Source organism: Micromonospora sp. LZ34 (genome assembly GCF_052981855.1).
Window position 1 is genome coordinate 43442 of the sequence record NZ_JBRIQN010000020.1, and the last position, 25155, is coordinate 68596.

Annotated in this window: 22 protein-coding genes; 7 read left to right on the top strand and 15 right to left on the bottom strand. The window is 74.9% G+C overall.

Annotated features, from left to right (window positions below; genetic code table 11):
• Window positions 1-81: 81 nt before the first annotated feature.
• Window positions 82-930, top strand: a complete 849-nt coding sequence (locus tag ACVCAH_RS21215) for a universal stress protein (RefSeq protein ID WP_447137916.1) — start codon at window positions 82-84, stop codon at window positions 928-930.
• A 188-nt stretch (window positions 931-1118) separates the two neighbouring features.
• Here ACVCAH_RS21215 and ACVCAH_RS21220 read toward each other — a convergent pair whose 3' ends face one another.
• From ACVCAH_RS21220 to ACVCAH_RS21230, 3 genes are all read right to left on the bottom strand, one after another.
• Window positions 1119-1742 carry an FMN reductase gene (locus ACVCAH_RS21220; protein WP_447137917.1) on the bottom strand — a complete coding sequence of 208 codons (624 nt, stop codon included), beginning with the start codon at window positions 1740-1742 and terminating at the stop codon, window positions 1119-1121.
• Entirely contained in the window at window positions 1739-2878 is a 1140-nt protein-coding gene (locus ACVCAH_RS21225; protein WP_447137918.1) for an LLM class flavin-dependent oxidoreductase, read from the bottom strand. The genes ACVCAH_RS21220 and ACVCAH_RS21225 overlap by 4 nt, the downstream gene beginning before the upstream one ends.
• A 186-nt stretch (window positions 2879-3064) precedes the next feature.
• Window positions 3065-4132, bottom strand: a complete 1068-nt coding sequence (locus tag ACVCAH_RS21230) for a DUF6461 domain-containing protein (RefSeq protein ID WP_447137919.1) — start codon at window positions 4130-4132, stop codon at window positions 3065-3067.
• A 172-nt stretch (window positions 4133-4304) separates the two neighbouring features.
• Between ACVCAH_RS21230 and ACVCAH_RS21235 the strand changes: the two genes are divergently transcribed.
• Window positions 4305-4706: a DUF3224 domain-containing protein gene (locus ACVCAH_RS21235; protein WP_447137920.1), complete on the top strand. Its 402-nt coding sequence runs from the start codon at window positions 4305-4307 to the stop codon at window positions 4704-4706.
• 141 nt (window positions 4707-4847) lie between these two features.
• On the opposite strand, the gene ACVCAH_RS21240 is transcribed toward ACVCAH_RS21235, so the two are convergent.
• From ACVCAH_RS21240 to ACVCAH_RS21250, 3 genes are all read right to left on the bottom strand, one after another.
• On the bottom strand, window positions 4848-5123 hold the full coding sequence (locus tag ACVCAH_RS21240; RefSeq protein ID WP_447137921.1) for a MoaD/ThiS family protein: 276 nt from the start codon (window positions 5121-5123) through the stop codon (window positions 4848-4850).
• 1 nt (window position 5124) lies between these two features.
• Window positions 5125-6210 (bottom strand): WD40/YVTN/BNR-like repeat-containing protein, encoded by a 1086-nt coding sequence (locus ACVCAH_RS21245; protein WP_447137922.1) that lies wholly within the window; start codon window positions 6208-6210, stop codon window positions 5125-5127.
• A 101-nt stretch (window positions 6211-6311) separates the two neighbouring features.
• Window positions 6312-6923: a DNA-3-methyladenine glycosylase gene (locus ACVCAH_RS21250; protein WP_447137990.1), complete on the bottom strand. Its 612-nt coding sequence runs from the start codon at window positions 6921-6923 to the stop codon at window positions 6312-6314.
• A gap of 163 nt (window positions 6924-7086) precedes the next feature.
• Here ACVCAH_RS21250 and ACVCAH_RS21255 point away from each other — a divergent pair, with 163 nt between their 5' ends.
• The 3 genes from ACVCAH_RS21255 to ACVCAH_RS21265 all read left to right on the top strand — a co-directional run bounded on the left by ACVCAH_RS21255 (window position 7087) and on the right by ACVCAH_RS21265 (window position 10626).
• A complete protein-coding gene (locus ACVCAH_RS21255; RefSeq protein ID WP_447137923.1) occupies window positions 7087-9627 on the top strand; it encodes an AMP-binding protein in 2541 nt (846 codons plus the stop codon).
• A gap of 17 nt (window positions 9628-9644) precedes the next feature.
• Entirely contained in the window at window positions 9645-10064 is a 420-nt protein-coding gene (locus ACVCAH_RS21260; RefSeq protein ID WP_447137924.1) for a DNA-binding protein, read from the top strand.
• Between the two features lie 208 nt (window positions 10065-10272).
• The gene (locus ACVCAH_RS21265; RefSeq protein ID WP_447137925.1) at window positions 10273-10626 is read left to right on the top strand and encodes an MmcQ/YjbR family DNA-binding protein; all 354 of its coding nucleotides are present in this window, start codon (window positions 10273-10275) and stop codon (window positions 10624-10626) included.
• 37 nt (window positions 10627-10663) lie between these two features.
• Here ACVCAH_RS21265 and argH read toward each other — a convergent pair whose 3' ends face one another.
• The 8 genes from argH to argC all read right to left on the bottom strand — a co-directional run bounded on the left by argH (window position 10664) and on the right by argC (window position 19288).
• Entirely contained in the window at window positions 10664-12127 is a 1464-nt protein-coding gene (gene argH / locus ACVCAH_RS21270) for an argininosuccinate lyase (protein ID WP_447137991.1), read from the bottom strand.
• Window positions 12128-12135: 8 nt separating this feature from the next.
• A complete protein-coding gene (locus ACVCAH_RS21275; RefSeq protein WP_447137926.1) occupies window positions 12136-13347 on the bottom strand; it encodes an argininosuccinate synthase in 1212 nt (403 codons plus the stop codon).
• On the bottom strand, window positions 13344-13859 hold the full coding sequence (locus tag ACVCAH_RS21280; protein WP_447137927.1) for an arginine repressor: 516 nt from the start codon (window positions 13857-13859) through the stop codon (window positions 13344-13346). The genes ACVCAH_RS21275 and ACVCAH_RS21280 overlap by 4 nt, the downstream gene beginning before the upstream one ends.
• Entirely contained in the window at window positions 13856-14833 is a 978-nt protein-coding gene (gene argF, locus ACVCAH_RS21285) for an ornithine carbamoyltransferase (RefSeq protein WP_447137928.1), read from the bottom strand. Before argF ends, ACVCAH_RS21280 begins: the two co-directional genes overlap by 4 nt.
• On the bottom strand, window positions 14830-16119 hold the full coding sequence (locus tag ACVCAH_RS21290) for an acetylornithine transaminase (RefSeq protein WP_447137929.1): 1290 nt from the start codon (window positions 16117-16119) through the stop codon (window positions 14830-14832). Before ACVCAH_RS21290 ends, argF begins: the two co-directional genes overlap by 4 nt.
• Window positions 16116-17003: an acetylglutamate kinase gene (gene argB / locus ACVCAH_RS21295; RefSeq protein ID WP_447137930.1), complete on the bottom strand. Its 888-nt coding sequence runs from the start codon at window positions 17001-17003 to the stop codon at window positions 16116-16118. Before argB ends, ACVCAH_RS21290 begins: the two co-directional genes overlap by 4 nt.
• Entirely contained in the window at window positions 17000-18172 is a 1173-nt protein-coding gene (gene argJ / locus ACVCAH_RS21300) for a bifunctional glutamate N-acetyltransferase/amino-acid acetyltransferase ArgJ (RefSeq protein WP_447137931.1), read from the bottom strand. The genes argB and argJ overlap by 4 nt, the downstream gene beginning before the upstream one ends.
• A 114-nt stretch (window positions 18173-18286) precedes the next feature.
• The gene (gene argC / locus ACVCAH_RS21305) at window positions 18287-19288 is read right to left on the bottom strand and encodes an N-acetyl-gamma-glutamyl-phosphate reductase (RefSeq protein ID WP_447137932.1); all 1002 of its coding nucleotides are present in this window, start codon (window positions 19286-19288) and stop codon (window positions 18287-18289) included.
• A gap of 183 nt (window positions 19289-19471) precedes the next feature.
• Between argC and ACVCAH_RS21310 the strand changes: the two genes are divergently transcribed.
• Both ACVCAH_RS21310 and ACVCAH_RS21315 read left to right on the top strand, forming a co-directional pair.
• Window positions 19472-20635, top strand: coding sequence for a hypothetical protein (locus tag ACVCAH_RS21310; RefSeq protein ID WP_447137933.1), 1164 nt, complete (start codon window positions 19472-19474; stop codon window positions 20633-20635).
• 127 nt (window positions 20636-20762) lie between these two features.
• Window positions 20763-22499: a hypothetical protein gene (locus ACVCAH_RS21315; protein WP_447137934.1), complete on the top strand. Its 1737-nt coding sequence runs from the start codon at window positions 20763-20765 to the stop codon at window positions 22497-22499.
• 69 nt (window positions 22500-22568) lie between these two features.
• Here ACVCAH_RS21315 and pheT read toward each other — a convergent pair whose 3' ends face one another.
• Window positions 22569-25115 (bottom strand): phenylalanine--tRNA ligase subunit beta, encoded by a 2547-nt coding sequence (gene pheT / locus ACVCAH_RS21320; protein ID WP_447137935.1) that lies wholly within the window; start codon window positions 25113-25115, stop codon window positions 22569-22571.
• Window positions 25116-25155 lie beyond the last annotated feature (40 nt).

Genomic DNA, 25155 nt, shown 5'->3' on the forward strand with positions numbered 1-25155 from the left:
CGCGGTGGCGGGTCGGGGGAAATGCCGGTGGGCGCCGGACCGCGCCCGGACAATGACCTGATCGAGTACCTGGGAGGGCTGATGAACCGACCCGTCGTGGTGGGCGTGGACGGATCCCCGCCGAGCCTGGTGGCGGCCGAGCACGCCGCGCAGGCCGCGCTAGGGCGCGGTCGCCCGCTGCACCTGGTGCACGGCTACCTGCACCCGCTCGGCTACGGCGTGCCGCTCAACCCGTACGACCTGGGCATCCCGGCGCCGACCGAGGAGGCGCAGAAGATGCTGGCGCAGACCGCGGCCCACCTGACGGCGCGCTGGCCGGGACTGACGGTCGAGGTGCGCCAGGTGGCCGGCGGGCCGGGCGCCACGCTGGTCGAGGAGTCCAAGCGGGCGGAGCTGCTGGTGGTGGGCAGCCGCGGCCACGGTGGTTTCGCCGGACTGCTGCTCGGCTCGGTCGGTAACCAGGTCGCCGCGCACGCGCACTGCCCGGTGCTGGTGGTCCGGCCCGCCGAGCAACCGGTGCCGGCGACCGGACCGGTGCTGGTCGGATTGGACGGTTCGGAGCCCGCGGAGCTGGCCGTCGGGTACGCCGCCGACGAAGCGGCCCGCCGCGAGGTGGGACTGGTGCTGGTGCACGTCGCGCCGGCAGCCGGGGACGCCGCCGAGCAGGCGGAGCTGGGCGGCCTGCTCGCCACCGCCGCCGCGTCGGTGCGGGGCAGCCACCCCGGCGTGGCCGTCGAGGAGCGGATACTCCGGGGGGCCGGGCCCGAGCAGGCGCTGGTCGACGCGAGCCGGGACGCGGCCCTGGTGGTGGTCGGCTCGCGGGGCCGGGGCGGCTTCACCGGGATGCTGCTCGGTTCGGTCAGCCAGGCCCTGGTGCAGCACGCGCACTGCCCGGTGCTGGTCGCCCGCCCCTACGGCCACGCCCGCTGACCCCGGCGCCCAAGCGGGCTCGAGCCCGCGGGACGGCACCGTGGTCCGAGCCGGGCCCCGCAGCGCGGACGGCGCGAGCCGGCACGCGGTGCCGCGGGCGACCCGAGCGCGACCGGCGCTCGTGCGGCCTCGAGACGGGCGCGGGCCACGCCGTCCGGGACGGTGTGGCCCGCGGTTGCGGGCACCGGTCAGTGGCCGGCGCGGCCGAGCAGGTCCTCGAAGCTCGTGGTGAGGGCGAACGGGTCGGCCGGGCCGGTGGACGCCGGCCGCCGGTGGATCTGGTCGGCCAGTTCGCCGGCGGCCCGGTCGATCCGGCGCCGCAGCGCCCCGTCGGCGGAGCCGCCGGACCAGTCCTCCGGCGCGGCGAAGACCGCCGTCGGCACCACCACCGCGTGCAGGTACGCGAACAGCGGCCGGAGCGCGTGCTCCAGCGCGAGCGAGTGCCGGGCCGTGCCGCCGGTCGCGGCGACCAGCACCGGCCGGTCGACCAGGGCCTCGGCGTCGACCAGGTCGAAGAACGACTTGAACAGCCCGTTGTACGACGCGTTGAAGATCGGCGTGACGGCGATGAGCCCGTCGGCGCCGGTGACCGTGTCCAGCACCGCCCGAAGCGACTCCGACGGAAAGCCGGTGAGCAGGTGGTTCACCACGTCGTGGGCGTGTTCGCGCAGGTCGATCGGGTGCACGTCGACCTCCTCGCCCCGGGCGACCAGCCCGTCGCGGGTGGCCGCGGCGAGCTGGTCGGCGAGGAGCCGGGTCGACGACGGCTGGCTGAGGCCGGCCGAGACGACGGCGAGGGTGCGGCGACTCATCGGGCGCCCTCGGGTGCCTTGCCCGTCACGTCGTCGACGGCGTGGACGGTGCTGTCCTTGGTGCCGCCCGCGGCGGCGACCAGCGAGGCGTGGGTCGGCGCGTCGGGCACGTGCGCCGGGCGCAGCGAGTCGAACTCCTTGCGCAGCACCGGAACCACCTCCTCGCCGAGCAGGTCGAGCTGCTCCAGGACCGTCTTCAGCGGCAGGCCGGCGTGGTCGATCAGGAAGAGCTGCCGCTGGTAGTCCCCCACGTAGTCGCGGAAGCCCAGCGTCCGGTCGATGACCTGCTGCGGGCTGCCCACGGTCAGCGGGGTCTCCGCGGTGAACTCCTCCAGCGACGGGCCGTGCCCGTAGACCGGCGCGTTGTCGAAGTACGGACGGAACTCGCGGACCGCGTCCTGCGAGTTGCGCCGCATGAAGACCTGCCCGCCGAGCCCGACGATGGCCTGGTCGGCGGAGCCGTGGCCGTAGTGGGCGAACCGCTGCCGGTAGAGCTCGACCATCCGCTGGGTGTGCTCCTTCGGCCAGAAGATGTGGTTGGCGAAGAAGCCGTCGCCGTAGTACGCGGCCTGCTCGGCGATCTCGGGGCTGCGGATCGAGCCGTGCCACACGAACGGGGGCACCCCGTCCAGCGGACGCGGCGTCGAGGTGAACGACTGCAACGGGGTACGGAACCGGCCCTTCCAGTCCACCACGTCCTCCCGCCACAGCCGGCGCAGCAGGTCGTAGTTCTCGATCGCCAGCGGGATCCCGTTGCGGATGTCCTGCCCGAACCACGGGTAGACCGGGCCGGTGTTGCCCCGGCCCATCATCAGGTCCACCCGCCCGTCGGCCAGGTGCTGCAGCATCGCGTAGTCCTCGGCGATCTTCACCGGATCGTTGGTGGTGATCAGGGTGGTCGAGGTGGAGAGCACGATCCTGTCCGTCCGGGCCGCGACGTAACCCAGCATGGTGGTGGGCGACGAGGGCACGAACGGCGGGTTGTGGTGCTCACCGATGGCGAAGACGTCCAGGCCCACCTCCTCGGCCTTGAGCGCGATGGTCACCATCGCCTTGATCCGCTCATGCTCGGTCGGTTCCCGACCGTTGGTCGGGTCGACCGTGACGTCGCCGACGGTGAAGACTCCGAACTGCATGACCAGCTCCCTCGCGTTGATCCGCCGGGGCCGGCGTGGCACCCGGACGCACCGCACAACATATTTGACGAGTCAAAATTCCCGCCCGGCAGCACCGGCGGTGGTGGCCGTCACGTCGCGAGCCTGCCCACTCCCGAAGCGGACCTCGATACGCCGAGACCCGTTTCCGTCGCTGTCGCCGGGGCCTCAGCAGTTCCGCGCGGCGGCGTCCCGGACCGCCCGGTCGCGGCACCGGCCGAGCACCGTGTTGACCACCGACGCGTCGCGGTCACGCAGGGAATACCCGCCCGACCAGTAGATCCGGAACGCCGCCTCGGCCGGGTCGTCGTCCAGCGCGCCGATCATGCCCAGCACCGCGTGCATCCGGCGGAACGCGTCGCGGTCCGGCCCGGTCATCGAGGCCGCCTGCAGCTCGTCGGCTCGCGTCCTGAGCCGCTGCAGCAGCTGCCCGTCGGCCGCCACGGCGCGACCGGCCGCCCGCTCGTCGAGGATTCCCAGCGCCGCGCGCACCGCGGGATCCTGGTGGACGCCGGCGTCCTCGGCGACCCGGTGGGCCATGAAACGCGTGATCGCCGACAACCTCTCCACGCTCGGTTCGGCGATCACCGAGCGGGCGAAGGGGTCGTCCAGCGCCGGATGGTCCTCGACCCCCTCCGGAACCAGGTCCTCGGACACCTCGGTGAGGAAGGCCCGGCGGAACTCACCGGCCAGCATCTCCTCGTCCAACCGCACGCCGCTGACGCGTTCGGCGAGTACCAGACCGGTCGCCCAATGGCTGCCGGGCTCGTCGAACGGCAGGTCCACCAGGTCGTCGAGCAACGCGTCCGGATCGCTTCCCCAGCGCCGGTCCGGGTCGTACATGTCGAAGCCGACCACCCGACGGCCCGCCACGTTGTACGTCAGCCGGTTGGTGCCGTTGATGTTCCAGTAGACGCTGACCGCGGTCCCGCCGGCGGAGGCGCCGCGCATGACCTCGGGCCGGGAACCCTGGAAGCCGTTCTCCTCCAGACCTATCAGCCAGTCGTCGACCCTGGCGACCAAGAGCGTGCAGGGAATCTCGTTGTAGTGGTAGGGAGCCAGCTCCGCGCCGAGTTGCCGGCGGGTACGGGTCGCGGTGGCGGCCGGATCACCGCCGAAGGCCCGGATGAACGCGTCCTCGTCGATGCCGCGGGCGTAGGTGACGCACATCGCCTGCCCCAGATCCTGGTGGCGGTTCAGCAGCTGGCGGTAGTGCACGAGGGGATCGTCGATCACCGAAGCAGTGTGCCGTGCTCACGCCGGTCGCGTGGCCCCTGCCGTCGCCGGCTCGGCGCCCTCGCCCGCCGCCGGCCGGCCGTCCGGTGGCCGCATCCCGCCGACGCCGAGCGGCACGGTCCGGCGTCCGTACCTGACGAAAGATGTCAGCCTCGGCGGGCAGGATGACCGCATGACCGAACGCGCCGAGGGCGGCTTCACCCTGGACAGCTGGGACGAGGAACCGTACGACGAGGCCGGGGGCAGCACGCTCGCCGGGGCCCGGATCACCAAGTCCTTCACCGGCGACCTGGTCGGCACGAGCGTCACCCGGATCCTGATGTGCCGCACGCCGGTCGAGTCCTCCGCCGCGTACGTGGGGTTCGAGCGGTTCACCGGCACGCTGGCCGGGCGCCGGGGCAGCTTCGTGCTGCACCACACGGCGGGCAGCGACACCGAGACCGGGTCACGGCTGTCCTGGACGGTGGTGCCCGACTCGGCCACCGACGAGCTGAACGGGCTCCGCGGTGGCGGGCAGATCGTGGTCGGGCCGGACGGCGGCCACGCCTACCGGTTGGACTACCGGCTGGACTGACGCCGCCGGCCCGGCCCGCAACGGCGGGCCCCGTCAGGGCCGGCCGCCCCGGCGGTCACGTCAGCCCGGCCCACCCCGGGGGTCACCGCCAGCCCGGCCGGCCCCCGGCGGTCAGCCGCCGGGCCGGGCGCCCGACGGCGGTCAGCCGCCGGCGACCGAGGGCAGCACCTGCACCTCGGCGGCCTCCGGCACCGGCGCGTCCAGCCCGCCGAGGTGCCGGCAGTCCTCCCCGTCGACGTAGACGTTGACGTAGCGGCGCAGCTCGCCCCGCTCGTCGCGGATCCGCCGGGCCAGCCGGGGCCAGGAGCCGGCCAGCTCATCGAGGACGGCGCGCAGGGTGCCCGAGGTGGCGACGGTCAGCCGGCTCGCGCCCCCGGCCTCGCCACGCAGCGGGCCCGGCACCAGCACGGTGACCACGTCACACCTCCGCGGCCCGGACGCAGAGCACGTCGGGCAGGTGCGCGGCCACCCGGGACCAGGCCTCGCCCTCGTCGCGGCTGGCGTAGACCTCGCCGGAGCGGGTGCCGAAGTAGACGCCGCCGGGAGTGGCGTCGTCGGCGCACATCGCGTCGCGCAGCACCGCCGGATAGAACGGCCCCTCCGGCAGGCCGGCGCTCGTCGGCTGCCAACTGGCACCGGCGTCGGCCGAGCGGAAGACCCGGCAGCGCCGGTCGACCGGGAAGCGCTCGCTGTCGGCGGTGATCGGGAAGGTGAAGACGGAGTCGGGGCGGCCGGGCAGGCTGACGATCGGGAAGCCGAAGTCGCTGGGCAGGCCGCCGGCGATGGAGGACCAGGTGCGCCCGTCGTCGTCGGAGCGGTAGACGCCGTGGTGGTTCTGCGCGTAGAGCCGGTCGGGGTTGCCGGCGTCCCGGGCGACCTTGTGCACGCACTGCCCGAACTCGGGCCACTCGTCGGGCAGGAAGTAGGCCCGGATGCCGGTGTTGCCCGGCGCCCAGCTGGCGCCGCCGTCGGTCGACCGGTAGACGCCGCCGGTGGACATCGCCACCAGGAGCCGGTCGGCGTCGGCGGGGTGCGGCAGCACGGTGTGCACCGCCTGGCCGCCGAATCCGGCGCCCCACTGCTCGCGGTGCGGGTGCTCCCAGAGCGCGCGGACGAGCTGGTAGGTGATCCCGCCGTCCTCGGAGCGGAACAGCGCGGACGGTTCGGTGCCGGCCCAGACGACGTCGGGCTGGTCGGGCCCGGCCGGGGTGAGCTGCCACACCCGGCCCAGGGTGGCCCCGGTGTCGGCCGGGAAGGCGACCGGCGCCTCGTCCGGCTCGTGCCAGGATGCGCCGAGGTCGTCGCTGGTGGCCACGCTGGGGCCGAAGTGGGAGCTGGTGGTGCCGGCCAGCAGCCGGGGCGTGGCGCGCCGGGTGTCGATGGCGACCGCGTAGACGCCGGTCATCGGAAAGTGCGGGCCGCTCACCTCCCAGCCGCGCCGGCCGTCCGTGCTGGTGGCGAGGAAAAGCCCTTTCGCCGTCCCGATCGCGAGCAGTGTGGCCATCGCCGCTGTCCTCCGTCTCCTCGGTGAGCGCGTGCGGCGTGATTATGACCACACCCACCGACAGGATCGCCAGCGTGGAACGCCGATCGGGTCCGCGGACGTCAGCGGCGGCTGCGCGGCACGTGCCGGCGATAGGCGCTCACCGTCGGGTCGCCGGCGATCCAGAACCGCCAGGGCACGTCGTGCGCGCCGGTCACCCCGACCCGGGGCCCGGCGGCCACCGCGTCGGCCGGCACCGGGGTGTCGGCCGGGCGCAGCCGGACCGGCCCGTCGCCGAGCAGGTCGGTGCCGTAGGCCGAACGGTCGATACCGAGCGCCGCGCAGAGCCGGGCCGGCCCGCGGGCGAGGTCGACGTCCCGGCGTACGGCAGGGCGCCGGGCCCGGGCCGCGGCCAGCCCGTCGACCACCTCCCCGGCGCGCAGCAGCACCGCCGCGGCCTCCCCCGCCGGCCCGGTGACCACGTTCATGCACCAGTGCATGCCGTAGGTGAAGTAGACGTAGGCGTGCCCGGCCGGGCCGAACATCACCGCGTTGCGGGGGGTTCGGCCGCGGTGCGCGTGCGAGGCGGGGTCGCCGGCGGTCCCCGCGTACGCCTCGACCTCGGTGATCCGGACGGTCACCCCGCCGGCGGTCAGCCGGCAGCCGAGCAGGCCGCGGGCCGCCGGCAGGACCGGACCGGCGAGCAGTTGAGCCAGCTCGGCCAACTCGGCCAACTCGGCCGGCGCGGCGAGGTCGGCCGGCGCGGCGAGGTCGGCCGGCGCGGTGAGGTCGGCCGGCGGTCGGTCGGAGTGCGGCACCACGGGTCCGACCATATCCGGCCGTGACGCGGGTCGCCGGAGACTACTACTTAGGTCAGGCTCACCTTAGAGTGTCCGCGTGACACCCCTGTCTCCCCTGCTCCCGGCCGTGCGGGCGGTGCCGTTCGTCCGCGAGCTGGCCACCCACGGCGGCCGCCCCGCCGTCCTCACCGCGGACGGGGAGCTCTCCTACGCCGACCTCGCCGAGCGGGTCGCCCGGACCGCCCGGCGGCTCGGCGCCGAGCGGCGGTTGGTGCTCGTGGTCGGCGCGAACACCGTCGACTCGCTGGTGGCGTACCTGGCCGCGCTGCACGCCGGGCACCCGGTGCTGCTGGTCCCGGGCGGCAACGACGCCGCGCTGGCCGCGCTGGTGGCAGCGTACGACCCGGACGTGGTGGTCGGTCCGGCCGACGGCGGGTGGCGGGTCGACGAGCGGCGGACGGGCAGCGCGCACCGCCTGCACCCCGATCTGGCGCTGCTGCTGAGCACCTCCGGCTCGACCGGCTCGCCGAAGCTGGTCCGGCTGTCGCACACGAACCTGCAGGCCAACGCCGAGTCGATCGCGCGGTACCTGGGCATCCGGGACACTGACCGGGCGGCCACCACCCTGCCGCTGCACTACTGCTACGGGCTGTCGGTGGTGAACAGCCATTTGGCCCGCGGCGCGGCCCTGGTACTGACCGACCTCTCGGTCGCCGACGGCTGCTTCTGGGAGCTGTTCCGGGCCGCCCGGGGCACCACATTCGCCGGCGTGCCGTACACCTTCGAGCTGCTGGACCGGGTCGGGTTCGCCGCGATGGACCTACCGCACCTGCGCTACGTCACCGCCGCCGGCGGCCGGCTGGCGCCCGAGCGGGTGCTCCGGTACGCCGAGCTGGGCCGGCGGGCCGGCTGGGACCTGTTCGTCATGTACGGCCAGACCGAGGCGACCGCGCGGATGGCGTACCTCCCGCCCGACCTGGCGATCGACCACCCGACGGCGATCGGCGTGCCGGTGCCCGGCGGAGCGTTCCGGCTGGCCCCGGTCGCCGACCAGCCCGACCCGGAGGTGGGCGAGCTGGTCTACGCGGGCCCGAACGTCATGCTCGGCTACGCCCGCTCCCCGGCCGACCTGGCGCTCGGCCGGACCGTCGACGAGCTGCACACCGGCGACCTGGCCCGGCGTACCCCGGACGGCCTCTACGAGATCGTCGGCCGACGCAGCGGTTTCGCCAAGATCCTCGGGCTGCGGATCGACCCGCAGCGGGTCGAAGCGCTGCTGGCCGGGCACGGGGTGACCGCCACCTGCGTGGCCGCCGACGACGAACTGGTCGTGGCCGTGCTGGGCGAGGGTGACGCCCGGCGGATCCGGCGGCTGGTCGCCGGCGAACTCGGGCTGCCGCCGCGCGCGGTCCGGGTGCTGCTCCTGGCCGAGCTGCCCCGGCTGGCCAGCGGCAAGCCCGACCTCGCCGCACTGCGCACGCTCGCCGACGCCGCCGCGGCGCCGGCCCCGCCGGCGACCCCCGCGCCCGCCGGCGACCTGTGCCGGCTGTACGCGGAGGTGCTCGACCGCACCGACGTCACCCCGGAGTCGAGCTTCGTCGACCTCGGCGGGGACTCGCTGTCCTACGTGGAGATGTCGGTCCGGCTGGAGCAGGAGCTCGGTCACCTGCCGGCGAACTGGCACACCCTGCCGATCGCCGAACTGCGCCGGCCGGCCCGCCGGTCCGGGCGGCGTCGGTCGCTGGAGACCAGCGTGGCGCTGCGCGCGGTGGCGATCGTGCTGATCGTCGGCTCGCACATCCCGCTGTTCACGGTGACCGGCGGCGCGCACCTGCTGCTCGGCGTGGCCGGCTTCAACTTCGCCCGGTTCCAGCTCACCGCCGCCGGCCGGCGGGACCGGTTGCGGCAGATCAGGGCGAGCCTGCTGCGCATCGTGCTGCCCACGACGGCCTGGATCGGCGCGGTGATGCTGTTCGGCGACGACTACAAGCTGAGCACCCTGCTGCTGCTCAACAGCCTCGTCGGACCGCCCGACGGCGAGACGCAGTGGCACTTCTGGTTCATCGAGGCGGTGGTCTACCTGCTGGTCGGGCTGGCCGCCCTGCTCGGGCTGCGCCGGGTGGACCGGTGGGAGCGACGCTTCCCGTTCGCCTTCCCGCTCGGCCTCACCGCGGTCGCGCTGCTCGGCCGGTACGACGTGTTCGGCCTCGACGCCCGCTACGACCTGCCCTCGGCGGCGGTGGCCGGGTGGCTGTTCACGCTGGGCTGGGCCGCCGCCCGGGCCGACGGCGTCCGGCAGCGGCTGCTGGTCACCGCCGCCGCGGCGGCCACCGTGCCGGGCTTCTTCGGCCAGCCGCAGCGCGAGGCGCTGATCGTGGCCGGCCTGGCCCTGCTCGTCTGGCTGCCCACCGTGCCCAGCCTGGCCGCGCTGAACCGGGTGGCCGGGGTGCTGGCGGGCAGTTCGCTCTACATCTACCTCACCCACTGGCAGGTCTACCCGCACCTGCGCGACCTGCCGCTGGTCGCGCTCGCCGCCAGCCTCGCGCTCGGCATCGGCTACGCGGCCCTGGTGAACCTGGCCTGGCGGTGGGCCTCGACCCGCCCGATCTTTAATAAGTTGTTGAAAACGAACCGTTGATGTGGTGGGGTCGAGGCATGACCGACGACCCCTTCGCCGCACCCGACGCCGGCCGGGCCCGGGCGCACCGCACCTATGCCGCGCTCGCCCGGATCGCCGAGCGGCACGCCGACACCGACGCCCGCCGCCAGCGGCACACCAACCCGTACCTGCCGGACCCGTACGAGGCGGTGGCGCTGGTGACCACGCTGGCCGCCGGGGGCGCCGAGCCGGAGCCCGGCGAGGAGCCGGTCGACGACGGCGACCTCACTGCGGCGCTCACCCTGATCCCGCACCTGCGCGCCGAGGTCGACGCGCTGGAGGCCGGCCTGCTGACGCTGGCCCGCGGGCGCGGACTGACCTGGCAGGCGATCGCCTACGGGCTCGGGCTGGGCAGCGCCCAGGCGGCGAAGCAGCGCTTCGAGCGCCTCTCCGCCCGCACCGCCGCCACCGACTGACCGCCCGCTCTCCCGCTGCCCGACGGCTCTGCCACGCCGGCGCCCACCGATGGTTGATCGTCCGCCGGGCTGAAGGAGCCGGCGGCCCTCGCGGCCCTGCCGGGCAGCGTCCGACCGGCGCGCCGCGCGTGGCTGACGGGTGAGCCGGTGCCCGACCCGTGGAGCGAGTTGCGGCAGACTGTGCCGAGGGTCGATCGGGAGGAGGGCCATGGAGCGCGAGGAGATGCGGGCGTACTGCCTGGCGAAGCCGGGCGCCTGGCTGGACCAGCCGTGGGAGGGCGACGAGGTGGTCAAGGTGGGCAGCAGGATCTTCGCGTTCCTCGGTTCGCCGGCCAACGCGCCGACGATCGGGGTGAAGTGCGGCCCGAGCCGGGAGGTGGCCGACGAGTGGCTGCACCGGCACCCGGGCGACGCCCGGGTGATGCCCTACATCGGCCGGTCGGGCTGGAACACGCTGCGGCTCGACGGCGGGATCGACGACGAGGAACTGACCGAGGCGGTCGACGCCTCGTACGACGCGGTGGTGACGAAGCTGCCGAAGCGGGAGCGGCCGACGGCCTGAACCCCGCGCGGCGCCGGGGCGCCGCGCGGGGGCGGACTCAGCGGGGGACGACCCGCTCGGCGGCCCACTCGCGCCAGCCGGCGAGCTTGTCGGCGGCGGTGGCGAGCTGGTCGGCGACCGGGCCCGGGCCGGTCGAGCCGGGGGTGATCCGGGCGGCGAGCGCCGAACGGACCGAGAGCACGTCGCGCACCGACGGGTCGAGGTGCCCGCTGACCGCGGTCAGGTCGGCGTCGGAGACCTCGTCCAGCGCGCAGTCCCGGGCCACACAGAGCGCCACCAGCTGGCCGGTGATCTCGTGCGCGTCGCGGAACGGCACGCCCCGCCGGACCAGCCAGTCGGCCACCTCGGTGGCGAGCGAGAAGCCGACCGGCGCGGCGGCGACCAGCCGGTCGGCGCGCACGGTCATCGTGGAGACCATCCCGGCGAGCGCCGGCAGCAGCAGCTCCAGGGTGTCGACCGCGTCGAAGGCCGGCTCCTTGTCCTCCTGCATGTCCCGGTCGTAGGTCATCGGCAGCCCCTTGAGCATGGTGAGCACGCTCATCAGGCCGCCGACGAGGCGGCCGGACTTGCCCCGGGCCAGCTCGGCGATGTCCGCGTTCTTCTTCTGCGGCATGATCGACGAGCCGGTGGCGAACGCGTCGTCCAGCTCCACCCAGCCGAACTCCTGCGACGTCCAGAGCACGACCTCCTCGCCGAGGCGGGACAGGTGCACCCCGATCATCGCGGTGACGAAGAGGAACTCGGCGACGAAGTCCCGGTCGGCGACGGCGTCCATCGAGTTGGCGAAGGATGTGCGGAAGCCCAGTTCCTTGGCGACGGCCAGCGGGTCCAGCGGCAGGCCGGAGCCGGCGAGCGCGCCGGCGCCGAGCGGGCTGATCGCCGTCCGGTGGTCCCAGTCGCGCAGCCGTTCCAGGTCGCGCAGCAGCGGCTGCACGTGGGCCAGCAGCCAGTGCCCGAAGGTGACCGGCTGGGCGTGCTGCAGGTGGGTCATGCCGGGGGCGGCGGTCGCCACGTGCCGCTCGGCCTGCTCCACCAGGGCCTCGGCCAGCTCGACCAGCCGGCCGGCCACGCCCCGCGCGTGATCGCGCAGGTAGAGCCGCAGGTCGGTGGCGACCTGGTCGTTGCGGGACCGGCCGGCCCGCAGCTTGCCGCCGAGACTGCCGAGGCGTTCCAGCAGGCCGCGTTCCAGCGCGGTGTGCACGTCCTCGTCGTCGACGGTGGGGCGGAACTGCCCGGAGGCGCAGGCCGCCTCCAGGTCGTCCAGGGCGGCGAGGATCCGGCCCAGTTCCTCCGGGCCGAGCAGCCCGGCACCGGCGAGCACCCGGGCGTGCGCCCGGGACGCCGCGATGTCGTACGGGGCCAGCCGCCAGTCGAACTGCACGCTCACCGACAGCCGGGCCAGGGCCTCGGAGGGGCCGCCGGCGAACCGGCCGCCCCACAGGCTCGTCCGGTTGGTGGCGGCGCTGTTCTCGGTCAGGCTCTTGTCGTCCACGGCGCCCATTCTGGAGGTCAAGAGGACGTCCCGCCGAACCGGGCGTCCCGCGCGGCGGCCATCTTGCTGGGCAGGCCCCACAGCTGCACGAAGCCCTTCGCCAGGGACTGGTCGAAGGTGTCGCCGGTGTCGTAGGTGGCCATGCCGAAGTCGTAGAGGCTGGCCTCGGAGCGCCGGCCGGTGACGGTGGCCCGGCCGCCGTGCAGGGTGAGCCGCACCTCGCCGGTCACGTGCCGCTGCGCGTCGTCGATGAACGCGTCCAGCGACCGCTTCAGCGGCGAGAACCAGAGGCCGTCGTAGACCAGCTCACCCCAGCGCTGGTCGACGCCGCGCTTGAACCGGGCCAGGTCCCGCTCGACGGTGACCGCCTCCAGCTCCTGGTGGGCGGTGATCAGCGCGATCGCGCCCGGCGCCTCGTACACCTCGCGGCTCTTGATGCCGACCAGGCGGTCCTCGACCATGTCGAGCCGGCCGACGCCCTGGGCGCCGGCGCGCCGGTTGAGCTCCAGGATCGCCTGGTACGGGGTGACCGTCTCACCGTCGATCGCGACCGGCACGCCGGCGTCGAAGGTGATCACGACCTCGTCGGCGTCGCGCTCCTGCGCCGGGTCGGCGGTGTACGAGTAGAGGTCCTCGATCGGGCCGTTCCAGATGTCCTCCAGGAAGCCGGTCTCCACCGCGCGGCCCCACAGGTTCTGGTCGATGGAGTACGGCGACTTCGCCGACACGTCGATCGGCAGGCCCTTCTCCTCGGCGAACGCGATCGCCTTGTCCCGGGTCCAGGCGAAGTCCCGGGCCGGCGCGATGATCTTCAGCTCGGGGGCGAGCGCACCCAGGCCGACCTCGAAGCGGACCTGGTCGTTGCCCTTGCCGGTGCAGCCGTGCGACACGATGGTGCCGCCGTGCTTCTTCGCGGCCGCCACCAGGTGCTTGACGATCAGCGGCCGGGACAGCGCGGAGACCAGCGGGTAGCGGTCCATGTAGAGGGCGTTGGCCCGGATCGCCGGCAGGCAGTACTCGGCGGCGAACTCGTCGCGCGCGTCGACCACCTCGGACTCCGCGGCGCCGCAGTCGAGCGCGCGCTGCCGGATGGCGTCGAGGTCCTCGCCGCCCTGCCCGACGTCGACCGCCACCGCGATCACCTCGGCGCCGGTCTGCTCGGCCAGGTAGGGAATGGCGACGGAGGTGTCCAGCCCTCCGGAGTACGCCAGGACGACCCGCTCGGTCATGGGGTGGTGCTCCCTTCAACGTTCTCTTCGCGGCGGGCCCAGCCGGCGAGCTTCTCGCCGAGCGCGGCCCCGCCGTCGGCCTCGCGGGCCACGACGAGGATGGTGTCGTCGCCGGCGATGGTGCCGACGACCTCGGACAGGCCCGCCCGGTCCACCGCGCTGGCCAGGTAGTGGGCCGCGCCCGGCGGGGTGCGCAGCACGGCGATGTTGCCGCTGGAGTCGACCCCGTTGAGCAGCTCGTGCAGCAGCCGCACCAGCCGGGCCGGGGCCGCCTCGGCGTCGCGCAGCGGCCGCTGGCCGTCCTCGGGGATCAGGTAGACCGCCCGCCCGTCGCCGCCGCGGGCGGTCACCGCCCCCAGCTCCTTCAGGTCGCGGGAGAGGGTGGCCTGGGTGACCTGGATGCCGTCGCCGGCGAGCAGGTCGGCCAGTTCGGTCTGCGAGTGGATCGCCTTGTCGCGGATCAGCTCGACGATGCGGCCGTGCCGGGCGGCACGGGTCAGCGGGGCGGTCATCGGGTCTCCCTGGTCGCGGTGGCTCCCGGCGCCGCCGCATCCGGGGCCGCGGCCGCGGCCTCGAGGAGGAACGTGAGCAGCGCCTTCTGGGCGTGCAGCCGATTCTCCGCCTGGTCGAAGACGGCGCTCCGCGGGCCGTCGAGCACCTCGTCGGTGATCTCCTCGCCGCGGTGCGCGGGCAGGCAGTGCAGCACGATCGCGCCCGGCGCGGCGTGGCCGAGCAGCTCGGCGTTGATCTGGTACGGCCGGAACGGGGTGATCCGGTCCAGCCCGTCGTCCTCCTGGCCCATCGAGGTCCAGGTGTCGGTGGTGAGCACGTCCACGCCCTCGACCGCCTCGACCGGGTCGACGAGCACGCGCACCGACCCGCCGGTGCCCGCGGCGATCTTCTCGGCGCGGGCCACCACGTCCGGGTGGGGCTGGAAACCGGCCGGCCCGGCGATCCGGACGTGCATCCCGGCGGTCGCCCCGGCCAGCAGGTACGAGTGCGCCATGTTGTTCGCCGCGTCCCCGACGTACGCCAGGGTCCGCCCGGCGGTGCCGCCGAAGCGCTCCCGGACGGTGAGCAGATCCGCCAGCAGCTGGCACGGGTGGTAGTCGTCGGTGAGCGCGTTGACCACCGGCACGGTGGCGGCCTCGGCGACCTCGGCGATCCGGTCGTCGCCGTGGGTGCGCAGCACGATCGCCGCGACGTAGCGGGAGAGCACCCGCCCGGCGTCGGCCAGGGTCTCCCCCCGGCCGAAGTGGGTGACCTGGGTGTCGACCACGAGGGGGTGCCCACCCAGCTCGGCGATGCCGACGTCGAAGGAGATCCGGGTGCGCAGGCTCTGCTTGTCGAAGAGCACCGCCACCGACCGCGGCCCGGCCAGCGGCCGGTACGCGAACCGGTCCGCCTTCATCCGCGCGGCCAACTCCAGCACCGCCGACTGCTCGGCGGGGCTGAGGTCGTCGTCGCGCAGGAAGTGCCGGGTCATGCGTTCGTCTCCGTCGCGGCCGCGGTCGTGGTGGTCGTCGTCGCGATCCTGGTACTTCCCGGCCCCGCCGCGGGCCGTTTCCCGGCAGCATCCGAAGCCGGGGTGGCGCCGGCCGCGGCGGGCGCCGTCGCGTCGAGCGCGGCGGGCAGCGCGGCGAGGAAGGCGTCGGCCTGGGCGGCGGTGAGGATCAGCGGCGGGGCGAGCCGGGCCACGCCGGGCTGCACCGCGTTGACCAGGAAGCCGGCCTCCCGCAGCGCCTCGGCGAGCACCGCCGCGACCGGGGCGGTGAGCACCACGCCGAGCAGCAGCCCGGCGCCGCGTACCTCGTCGACCAGCGGGTGGCCGAGCGCCTCGACGCCCCGGCGCAGCCGCTCGCCGACCCGCTTGACGTGGTCGAGCAGCCCCTCGTTGGCGATGGTCGCCACCACGGCGAGGGCGGCCGCGCAGCTGACCGGGTTGCCGCCGAAGGTGGTGCCGTGCGAGCCGGGGCCGAGCAGCTCGGCGGCCCGGCCGAAGGCCAGGCAGGCGCCGAGCGGCAACCCGCCGCCGAGCCCCTTGGCCAGGGTCACCACGTCGGGCTCGACCCCCTCGGCCTGGTGGGCGAACCAGTGCCCGGTGCGCCCGATGCCGGTCTGCACCTCGTCCAGCACCAGCAGCGCGCCGTGCCGGGCGGTGATCCGCCGGGCGGCGGCCAGGTAGCCGGGCGGGGGGACGACCACGCCGTTCTCGCCCTGGATCGGCTCCAAAATGACCATCGCGGTGGCGTCGGTGACCGCCGCCTCCAGCGCGGCGGCGTCGCCGTAGTCGACGTGGGTCACGTCGCCGGGCAGCGGCCGGAACGGGTCTGCCTTGGCCGGCTGGCCGGTGAGCGCGAGCGCCCCCATGGTGCGGCCGTGGAAGCCGCCCCGGGTGGCGACCACGTGGCCGCGGCCGGTACGCCGGGAGAGCTTGAACGCCGCCTCGTTCGCCTCCGCGCCGGAGTTGGCGAAGAAGGCCCGGCCGGGCCGGCCGGCGAGCGCCAGCAGCAGCTCCGCGAGGGCCACCGGCGGCTCGGCGACGTAGAGGTTGGAGACGTGCCCGAGCGTCGCGACCTGCTTCGACACGGCGGCCACCACGGCGGGGTGGGCGTGGCCGAGGGCGTTGACCGCGATCCCGCCGACCAGGTCGACGTACTCCCGGCCGGCGTCGTCGACCACGACCGCGCCGGAGCCGGCGACCAGCGCCAGCGGCGGCGTGCCGTAGTTGTCCATCATGGACTGCGACCAGCGCTCGACGAGGGTGCTCACGACGGGATCACCATTGTTCCGAACCCTTCCGAGGTGAAGACCTCGAGCAGCGTGGAATGGGCGACCCGGCCATCGACGACGTGCGCGGCGGGCACGCCCTGCCGCACCGCCCGCAGGCAGGCCTCCATCTTGGGCACCATGCCCGACTCCAGTGTCGGCAGCAGCTTCGCCAGGTCGTCGGTGGTGATCTCGGAGACCAGGCTGTCGGTGTCCGGCCAGTCCGCGTAGAGGCCGGGCACGTCGGTGAGGACGACCAGCTTGCGCGCCGCCAGGGCGACCGCGAGCGCGGCGGCGGCGGTGTCGGCGTTGAGGTTGTGCAGCACGCCGTCGGCGTCCGGGGCGACGGTGGAGATCACCGGGATCCGGCCGGCCGCGATCAGGTCGGTGACCGCCGAGACGTCGACCGACTCCACGTCGCCGACCTGCCCCACGTCCACCGGCCGGCCGTCGACGTACGCGGGCCGGCGCACCGCGGTGAACAGCCCGGCGTCCTCGCCGGAGAGGCCGACCGCGAACGGGCCGTGCGCGTTGATCAGCCCGACCAGCTCCCGGCCGACCTGGCCGACCAGCACCATCCGGACCACGTCCATCGCTTCCGGGGTGGTGACCCGCAGGCCGCCGCGGAACTCGCTGTCGATGCCGAGCCGGCCGAGCATGGCGGAGATCTGCGGACCGCCGCCGTGCACCACGACCGGCTTGAGGCCGGCGTAGCGGAGGAAGACCATGTCCGCGGCGAAGGCGCGCCGCAGCTCGGGGTCGACCATCGCGTTGCCGCCGTACTTGACCACGACGGTCGAGCCGGAGAAGCGGGCCAGCCAGGGCAGCGCCTCGATCAGCGTGGCGGCCTTGGCCTGGGCCCGGGTGAGGTCGGTGGAGAGGCTCATGTCGAGTACGCCGAGTTCTCGTGCACGTACGCGTGCGAGAGGTCGTTGGTCCAGATGGTGGCTTCGGTGGCGCCGGCGTGCAGGTCGATCCGGATGGTGACGTCCCGACCGGTGAGGTCGACCTTCGACCGGTCCTCGGCCGCGGCGCCGGAGCGGCACACCCAGACCCCGTTGACCGCGACGTCGACCCCGTCCGGTTCGAACGCGGCGGCGGTGGTGCCCACGGCGGCGAGGATCCGGCCCCAGTTCGGGTCGTTGCCGAACAGCGCGGTCTTGACCAGGTTGTTGCGGGCCACCGAGCGGCCGACCTCGACCGCGTCGTCCTCGCTGGCCGCGCCGACCACGTCGACGGCGATCTGCTTGGTGGCGCCCTCGGCGTCGGCGACGAGCTGCTGGGCCAGGTCGTGGGCGGCGGCGGTGACCGCGGCGGTCAGCTCGGCCGCGCCGGGGGCGATGCCGCTGGCCCCACTGGCCAGCAGCAGCACCGTGTCGTTGGTGGACATGCAGCCGTCGGAGTCGATCCGGTCGAAGGTGACCCGGCACGCCTCGCGCAACGCGGCGTCGAGGACCTCCGGCCCGGCGACCGCGTCGGTGGTCAGCACGCAGAGCATGGTGGCCATCGCCGGGGCCAGCATGCCGGCGCCCTTGGCCATCCCGCCGACGGTCCAGCCGCTGCCCCGGGCCACCGTGGTCTTCGGCCGGGTGTCCGTGGTCATGATGGCCTCGGCGGCCGGGGCACCGCCCTCCCGGGACAGCTCGCGCACCGCCTTGCTCACCCCGGAGAGCAGCGCGGGCATGGGCAGCCGCTCGCCGATCAGGCCGGTGGAGCAGACCGCGACCTCGCCGGCGCCCAGCATCAGCCGGGAACTGGCCGAGGTGAGCGCGGCGGCGGCGTGCTCGGCGGTGGCGTGGGTGTCCTGGAAGCCGGCCGGGCCGGTGCAGGCGTTGGCGCCACCGGAGTTGAGCACCACGGCGCGGACCACCCCGCCGCGGACGACCTGCTGGCTCCAGAGCACCGGCGCGGCCTTGACCCGGTTGGCGGTGAACACCCCGGCCACGCCGGCGTCAGGGCCGTCGTTGACCACCAGCGCCACGTCGGCGGCGCCGCTGGCCTTCAGCCCGGCCGCGACCCCGGCCGCCCGGAACCCCCGGGGAACGGTGACGCTCACGGTGCCGTCCCTTCGTTCGCGACTGCGGACCTCCGCCGCGCCGCACTCCTCTCGCTCACGGTGCCGTCCCTTCGTTCGCGACTGCCGGGCTCCGCCGCGCCGCACTCCTCGCGCTCACGGTGCGACCCCCCAGACGGACAGGCCGGTGGTCTCGGGCAGGCCGAGCATCAGGTTGGCGCACTGCACGGCCTGGCCGGCGGCGCCCTTGCCCAGGTTGTCCAGCGCGCTGAGCACGACCATCCGGCGGGAGTCGACGTCGACGGTGGCCTGCAGGTGGCAGGAGTTGGAGCCGAGGGTCGCGGCGGTGTGCGGCCAGCGCCCCTCGGGCAGCACGTGCACGAACGGCGCGTCCGCGTACGCCTCGGCGAGCACCGCCTGCGGGTCGACGCCGCGGGCCGGCACGGCGGTGACGGTGGCCAGGATGCCGCGCGGCATGGGCGCGAGGACCGGGGTGAAGGAGAGGCTGGTCGCGCCGGTGGCCTGCTTGATCTCCGGCACGTGCTGGTGGGTGCCGACCCGGTAGGGCGACAGGTCGCCCATCACCTCGCTGCCGAGCAGGTGCGGCTTGGCCGCCTTGCCGGCGCCGGAGGTGCCGGACGCCGCGACGACCACCACGTCGGCCGGCTCGGCGGCGCCGGCCGCGATCAGCGGGGCGAGCGCCAGGGTGATCGCGGCGGCATAGCAGCCGGTGTTGGCCACCCGGGTGGAGCCGGCGATCGCCGCCCGCTGCCTGGGCAGCTCCGGCAGGCCGTAGGTCCACTGCCCGGCGTGGGTGCCGCCGTAGTACTGGGCCCACTCGTAGGGGCTGGCCAACCGGTGGTCGGCGCCCAGGTCGACCACCCGAAGCCCGGCCGGAAGCTGGGCGGCCAGCGTCGCCGACTGGCCGTGCGGGAGGGCCAGGAAGACCAGGTCCGCGTCGGCCAGGGTGGCCGGGTCGGTCTCGGTGAGCACCAGGTCGAGCCCGTTGAGCTGCGGGTGGACCGCGTCGACCCGGTGCCCGGCCTGGCTGTGCGCGGTGGCGGCGACCAGGTCGAACTCCGGGTGCCCGGCCACCAGGCGGAGCAGCTCGCCGCCGGCGTAGCCGCTGGCCCCGGCGACCGCGACTCGGATGCCCATACTCACCTCCGCATGACTATGCAATGAAGGCTAACAACGATCATCGCCTCCTGCAAGTTCATGCAGTCCATTGCATGAGAATCGGGCGTGTCGCCGGTCACCTGCTGACCCTTCCGGCGGCACCCGGTCATGATCGAAACCGACTAGCGTGTGTCCCGCCGCGAATGGGCGTGGGAGGTCGGGATGGGCAGCACGAGGGATGCGGCGTGGCGCGGCGGGCGGTGGGCGGCCGTCGTCGCGGCGGTGAGCATCGTCGCCGCCGGCGGGTGCGGCGGGCGGCACAGCCCGGCGGAGCCGGAGGGGAGAGGGCTCTACGCCGATCCGACCCACGGAGTGTGCCAGTCCCTCCCCTTCCAGATCATCGAGCAGCACGTGGGCCCCCGCTTCACGGACTTCAACGTCCGGCACGTCGCGTTCGGCGCCACCGAGGTGATCGGCCTGGACCGCACGATGGTGGCCACCTGCGACATGGTCACCGCCCGGACCGGGGAGCGGGCGCCCACCGGGGCGGTGCGGGTGAATCTGTACACCCACTCGAGCACCGACGAGGCCGCAACCCACGTCGGCACCCTGCCGACCGGTGCCGAGCTGCCGACCGACGCGGACGTCGACGCGGTCACCTGGCGGGACCGGTCCGCCGACATGGGGCGGTCCACGCGGCTGCTGGCGGTGGTGCTCGACCGCAACCTGGTGATGACCGTCGACGTCCAGTCCGACGCCATCCCCGCCGGGGACGACACGCTGAAGCGCGCGGTGGGCACCTTCATCGCCCACACGGTGCGCCAGCTCCGGCAGGGCCCCGCGCGGCCCGCTCCACGGTGGGTGCCGGCCGCGCCCGGTCCCACCTACCAGCCGCCGGGAGCGGGATTCTGCCGCCGGCTGCCGATCGCGGCGTTCCGACCCGGGCTCGGCGAGCCGCTTCCGGGCTACCCGGACGAGCAGCTCGTCGACGCCGGTGCGTTCTGCCAGACGCTGACCAAGGGACGCCGGGACGGGGACCGCCGGTACCGGGGCGCCGGCGTCCGCGTGTGGATCGGGCACCATCCGACCGCCCAGGCGGCGGTCGACTTCTTCCACGCCCACCCGCCCACCGCCACCGGCACGGCCCCGCCGCCTGGTCAGGCCGAGCTGGCCGCCGACGAGCTGAGCTGGGGCTACCGGAGCCCGAGCGAAGGGGGCGACGGCAGGTACGACGTTCGGCTGGTGACGGGGAACCTCTTCGTCTACCTGACCGTGACGTCGTACACGGACAACCCGGCCCCGGTGGTGGACGCCGCACTGGCTCCGGCCGTCAGGGAGTTCCTCGCCGCCCTGCTCGACGAGATCCGGTCCGCACCCACGAGGTGACGGCCTGTGCGGTGGGTGGGGTGGGACGGCGCCCCGCCCGGGGCGGCGGTAGCGTTGCGCGACATCGTCGCCGGTGGGCGGTTCGGCACGTCGGCGGGACGCTCGGGAATCGTACGGAGGATGGCCCATGTCCAACGGCGAAGAGCCGCACCCGGTGCGCGACGACTCGGCCGGGCGGCCGGGGTTCGAGACCGCGCTGCGCGGCTACGACAAGCGGCAGGTGGACCGCTACGTCGAGCAGCTCGACGGCCGGCTCGCGGCGGTGACCGCCGAACGGGAACAGGCGACCGCCGAGATCCGGGCCCTCGATGCGCAGGTGCAGCGGCTCCGCGCCGAGCTGGCCGAGCTGCGCCAGCGCCCGGCACAGGTGGAGCGGGCCTCCTTCAGCGACCTCGGGCCGATGGTCGAGCAGATCATCGGGCTGGCCGAGAAGCAGGCCGAGGCGATCACCGGCGCGGCCGAGCAGCGCGCCGCGGAGCTGCACACCGAGGCCGAGGCGGTGCTGGCCGCGGCCCGGGAGCGCGTCACCCAGGCCCTGCAGTCCCTTGAGGAGGAGACGGCGGCCCGCCGCGCCGAGCAGGAACAGGCGTACGCGGAACGGCAGGCGGCGGCCGAGGCGGAGCTGGCCGAGATCCGCGCGGCGGCCGAGCAGGCCCGGGCCGAGGGCGAGGCCGCCCACCAGCGGGCGGTGCAGGAGGCGCAGCGGCTCAGCGAGCAGAGCGCACAGCAGGTGGAGCAGGCCCGCAACGCCGCCGAGGCGCTGACCAAGGCCGCCCGTACCCAGATCCAGCAGGAGGTGCAGGCGGCCCGCGCCCGCGGTCAGCAGGAGCTGACCCAGTGGCGGGCGGGCGTGGAGCGGGAGCTCACCGAGCGGCGCGCCGCGGTCGAGCAGGAGCTGGCCGACCAGCGCGCGGCGGTCGAGGAGGAACTGGCGTCGCTGGTCGTCGAGTCGCAGCGGTACGCCACCGAGCTGCGCGAGCACGCCGACGAGCAGGACGCCGCGCACCGGGAACAGCTCGCCGTCGTCCAGCAGGAGATCACCGAGCGGCGGCAGGCGCTGGCCCAGGTGCGCGCGGAGCTGGAGACCGCCCAGCAGCAGCTCGCCCAGGCCCGCCAGGACTGCGCGGGCGCGGAGCGGGAGCTGGTGCAGCTGCAGCGGCGGCTCAGCGAGGTCCACCGGGACCTGACCGACGAGGCGGCCCGGCTGGACGCGGCCCGGCAGGCGGCCGAGGCCGCCGAACAGCACGCCCGGGAGGTCCGCGCCCGGGTGCGCCGCGAGGCCAAGCGGGTGGCCGACCTGGCCGCGGCGGCGGTGATGGCGGCGGCCGCGGGCGGCAGCGAGACCGCGGAGTACCCGATGGTGGCCGCCCGCCCCGGCAACGAGGCCGCGGAGCCGGCCGCCCCGGAGAGCGGCCGGTCGGCGGCCGGCCCGGAAGCCGACCGGGCCACGCCGGCGACCACCGCGGACGCCGACCCGGACACCCCGGAGGGCTACCGGGCCACTCCGGACGCCGGACGGGCGGTCGCCGCCGACGCCGACCGGACCGCGCCGGAGGCGGGAGCCACTCCGGACGCCGGGCGGACGACCACCGCGGAGGCCGACGAGACCACTGTGGACGCCGGGCGGGCGACCACCGTGCAGGGCGCGCCGGCCACCCGGGCGGCGAGCCGGACCGACACCGGGGTGTGGGCGGCAGGCACCGACCGGCAGCCCGCCGCGGACGGCGGCCAGGACGCCCCCGACCGGTCGGCCGAGGAGTGGTTTCCCCGGCCCGCGCACCCGGTAGCGGTCGACGGGCTCGACCGGCGCCCGGGCGACGGTGCCGACCAGCGGCGCGACGGCGAGGCGGTGGTCGCCGGCTGAGCCGACAGCCCGGCGGTGGCCGACGCGAGCGCGCCGGCCACCGCGAGCCAACCGAGCAGCGGCAGCGGCTCAGGTGCCGCGCAGGGTGGCGCCGACCAGGTCCGCGGCGCGGGCGACCGCCGCGTCCCGGGCGGCCACCGCCTCCTCCACGGTCAGCGTCCGGTCCGGGGCGCGGAAGGTGAGCTTGTACGCCAGCGACTTGCGGCCCGCGCCGAGCTGCTCGGAGGCGTACACGTCGAACAACCGCACCCCCTCCAGCAGCTCGCCGGCGCCCTCGACAAGCGCCCGCTGCACCTGCGCCGCGGGCACCGACTCGTCGACCACCAGCGCCACGTCGATCAGCGCCGGCGGGAAGCTGGAGACGGTCGGCGCGGGCGCGACCGGCGCCGCCGGCACCGCATCCAGGTCCAGCTCCATGGCGCAGGTACGCCGGGGCAGCTCCAGCGCCGCCACGACCGTCGGGTGCAGCTCACCGGCGTGCCCGACCACCTCGCCGTCGACCAGCAGTTCGGCGCAGCGGCCCGGGTGCCACGGCGCGTACTCGGCGGCCCGGACCTCGATCCGGTCCTCCGGGATGTCGGCGGCGGCGAGCACCCCCCGGCCGGCCTCGACCGCGTCCGCCCAGCCGGCCGCCCGACCGGCGCCCCACCAGCCGGCCGGCTCGATGTCGCCGGTGAGCACCACCGCGACGTGCCGGGGCTGGTGCGGCAGCACCGCGTCGGCGGCGGCGAACTCGGCCTCGGTGGGCCGGTGCGCCACGCCCATCGCGGGCGGCCGGCCGGCGCCCGGACGCGGCTGGAAGACCGCGCCGATCTCGTAGAGCGCGAGGTCCCGCAGGCCCCGGCCAAGGTTGCGCTTGGCGATGCCGAGCAGCGGGCCGAGCAGCGTGGTGCGCAGCAGCGGCTCCTCCTCGGACAGCGGGTTGGCCAGCCGCACCGCGCGCCGCCGCGGGTCGTCCTCCGGCAGGCCGAGCAGGTCGGCCAGCTCCGGGGCGACGAACGGGTGCGCGAGCACCTCGACGTACCCCCGCTCGGCCAGCGACCGGGAGATCGCGCGGCGGCGCCGCTGCTGCCAGGTCAGCCCGCGGCCGGCGGGCGCGAGCGGCAGCACCGACGGCACCCGGTCGTACCCGTCGAGGCGGACCACCTCCTCGACCAGGTCGGCCGGGTGCAGCAGGTCGGGCCGCCAGCTCGGCGGGGTGACGGTCAGCACCGCCCCGTCGCCGGCGGTGACGCCGACCTCGCCCGGGTCCTCGGCCAGCCGGTCGGTGCCCTGGGCCACCGTGCAACCGACCTGCTCCAGCAGGGCGACCACCCGCGCCGGCGGGTACGTGACGCCGACCCGCCGGCTGGGCAGGTCGACCGGCAGCACCACCGGGGTACGCGGCCGGACGTGGTCGATGTCCAGGATCTCCGCGCCGGCGGTGCCGCCGCCATGCTCGGTGAGCAGCCGGACCGCCCGCTCCAGGGCGACCAGCGGCAGCGCCGGGTCGACGCCCCGCTCCCAGCGCTTCGCGGCCTCGCTGAACAGCTTGTGCCGGCGCGCGGTGCGCCCGACCATCACCGGGTCCCAGTGGGCGGCCTCGAAGAGCACGTTCGTGGTGCTCGCCACCACCTCGCTGGTCTCGCCGCCCATCACCGCCGCGAGCGAGATCGGCCCGGTGTCGTCGCAGATCACCATGTCCTCGGCGGCGAGCACGCGGGTCACGCCGTCCAAGGTGGTCAGCTTCTCGCCCCGCTCGGCGCGGCGCACCACCAGCGGACCGGTGATCCGGTCGGCGTCGAAGGCGTGCATCGGCTGGCCGAGTTCGAGCATCACGTAGTTGGTGATGTCGACCGCCAGCGAGATGGCCCGCACGCCGGCCTGGGTGAGCCGCCGCTGCATCCACGCAGGACTCTGCGCGGTCGGGTCGACGCCGCGCACCATCCGGGCGGCGAACCGGTCGCAGCCGACGGTGTCGCGCACCTCCACCGGGTACGCCGGCGCCTCGGTGCCGGCCGGCGCGGGCACCAGGCCCGGGTCGCGGAACGGCACGCCGAGCGCGTGCGACAGTTCCCGGGCCAGGCCGCGCACGCTCAACGCGTACCCCCGGTCCGGGGTGATCTCCACCTCGACCACGACGTCGTCGAGCCCCACCACGGGCCGCGCGTCGTCGCCCGGCTTGGCCGGGCTGTCCGCCGGCAGCACCAGGATGCCGGAGTGGTCGTCGCCCAGCCCCAGTTCCTTCGCGGAGCAGATCATGCCGTTGGAGTTGCGGCCGTAGGTCTTGCGGGCGCCGATGGCGAAACCGCCGGGCAACACCCCACCCGGGAGGATCACCACGACCCGGTCGCCGGGGGCGAAGTTGGTCGCCCCACAGACGATCTCCTGCGGCTCACCGGTGCCGTTGGCGTCCCCGACGTCGACCCGGCAGAACCGGATCGGCTTCTTGAAGCCGGTCAGCTCCTCGATCTCGCGCACCTCGCCGACCACCAGCCGGCCGGTGACGGTCTCCCGCAGGTCCACCACGGACTCGACCTCGATGCCGAGGTCGACCAGGGCCTGCTCCAGGTCGCCGGTGGGCAGGTCGGCGGGGAGGTCGACGTACTCCCGCAGCCAACTGACAGAAACTCGCATGACTCAGACCACCGTCTCCGTAACTCGTACCCGCATCGCC

Coding starts and splice junctions, on each gene's coding strand:
- ACVCAH_RS21235 (WP_447137920.1), top strand. CDS start 4,305: ATGACCGAACGCGCCGAGGGCGGCTTCACCCTGGACAGCTGGGACGAG.
- ACVCAH_RS21275 (WP_447137926.1), bottom strand. CDS start 13,347: ATGACCGAGCGGGTCGTCCTGGCGTACTCCGGAGGGCTGGACACCTCC.
- ACVCAH_RS21265 (WP_447137925.1), top strand. CDS start 10,273: ATGGAGCGCGAGGAGATGCGGGCGTACTGCCTGGCGAAGCCGGGCGCC.
- argC (WP_447137932.1), bottom strand. CDS start 19,288: ATGGGCATCCGAGTCGCGGTCGCCGGGGCCAGCGGCTACGCCGGCGGC.
- argF (WP_447137928.1), bottom strand. CDS start 14,833: ATGACCCGGCACTTCCTGCGCGACGACGACCTCAGCCCCGCCGAGCAG.
- ACVCAH_RS21280 (WP_447137927.1), bottom strand. CDS start 13,859: ATGACCGCCCCGCTGACCCGTGCCGCCCGGCACGGCCGCATCGTCGAG.
- ACVCAH_RS21315 (WP_447137934.1), top strand. CDS start 20,763: ATGTCCAACGGCGAAGAGCCGCACCCGGTGCGCGACGACTCGGCCGGG.
- argH (WP_447137991.1), bottom strand. CDS start 12,127: ATGGGCGCCGTGGACGACAAGAGCCTGACCGAGAACAGCGCCGCCACC.
- ACVCAH_RS21245 (WP_447137922.1), bottom strand. CDS start 6,210: ATGGCCACACTGCTCGCGATCGGGACGGCGAAAGGGCTTTTCCTCGCC.
- ACVCAH_RS21260 (WP_447137924.1), top strand. CDS start 9,645: ATGACCGACGACCCCTTCGCCGCACCCGACGCCGGCCGGGCCCGGGCG.
- ACVCAH_RS21310 (WP_447137933.1), top strand. CDS start 19,472: ATGGGCAGCACGAGGGATGCGGCGTGGCGCGGCGGGCGGTGGGCGGCC.
- pheT (WP_447137935.1), bottom strand. CDS start 25,115: ATGCGAGTTTCTGTCAGTTGGCTGCGGGAGTACGTCGACCTCCCCGCC.
- ACVCAH_RS21220 (WP_447137917.1), bottom strand. CDS start 1,742: ATGAGTCGCCGCACCCTCGCCGTCGTCTCGGCCGGCCTCAGCCAGCCG.
- ACVCAH_RS21225 (WP_447137918.1), bottom strand. CDS start 2,878: ATGCAGTTCGGAGTCTTCACCGTCGGCGACGTCACGGTCGACCCGACC.
- argB (WP_447137930.1), bottom strand. CDS start 17,003: ATGAGCCTCTCCACCGACCTCACCCGGGCCCAGGCCAAGGCCGCCACG.
- ACVCAH_RS21215 (WP_447137916.1), top strand. CDS start 82: ATGAACCGACCCGTCGTGGTGGGCGTGGACGGATCCCCGCCGAGCCTG.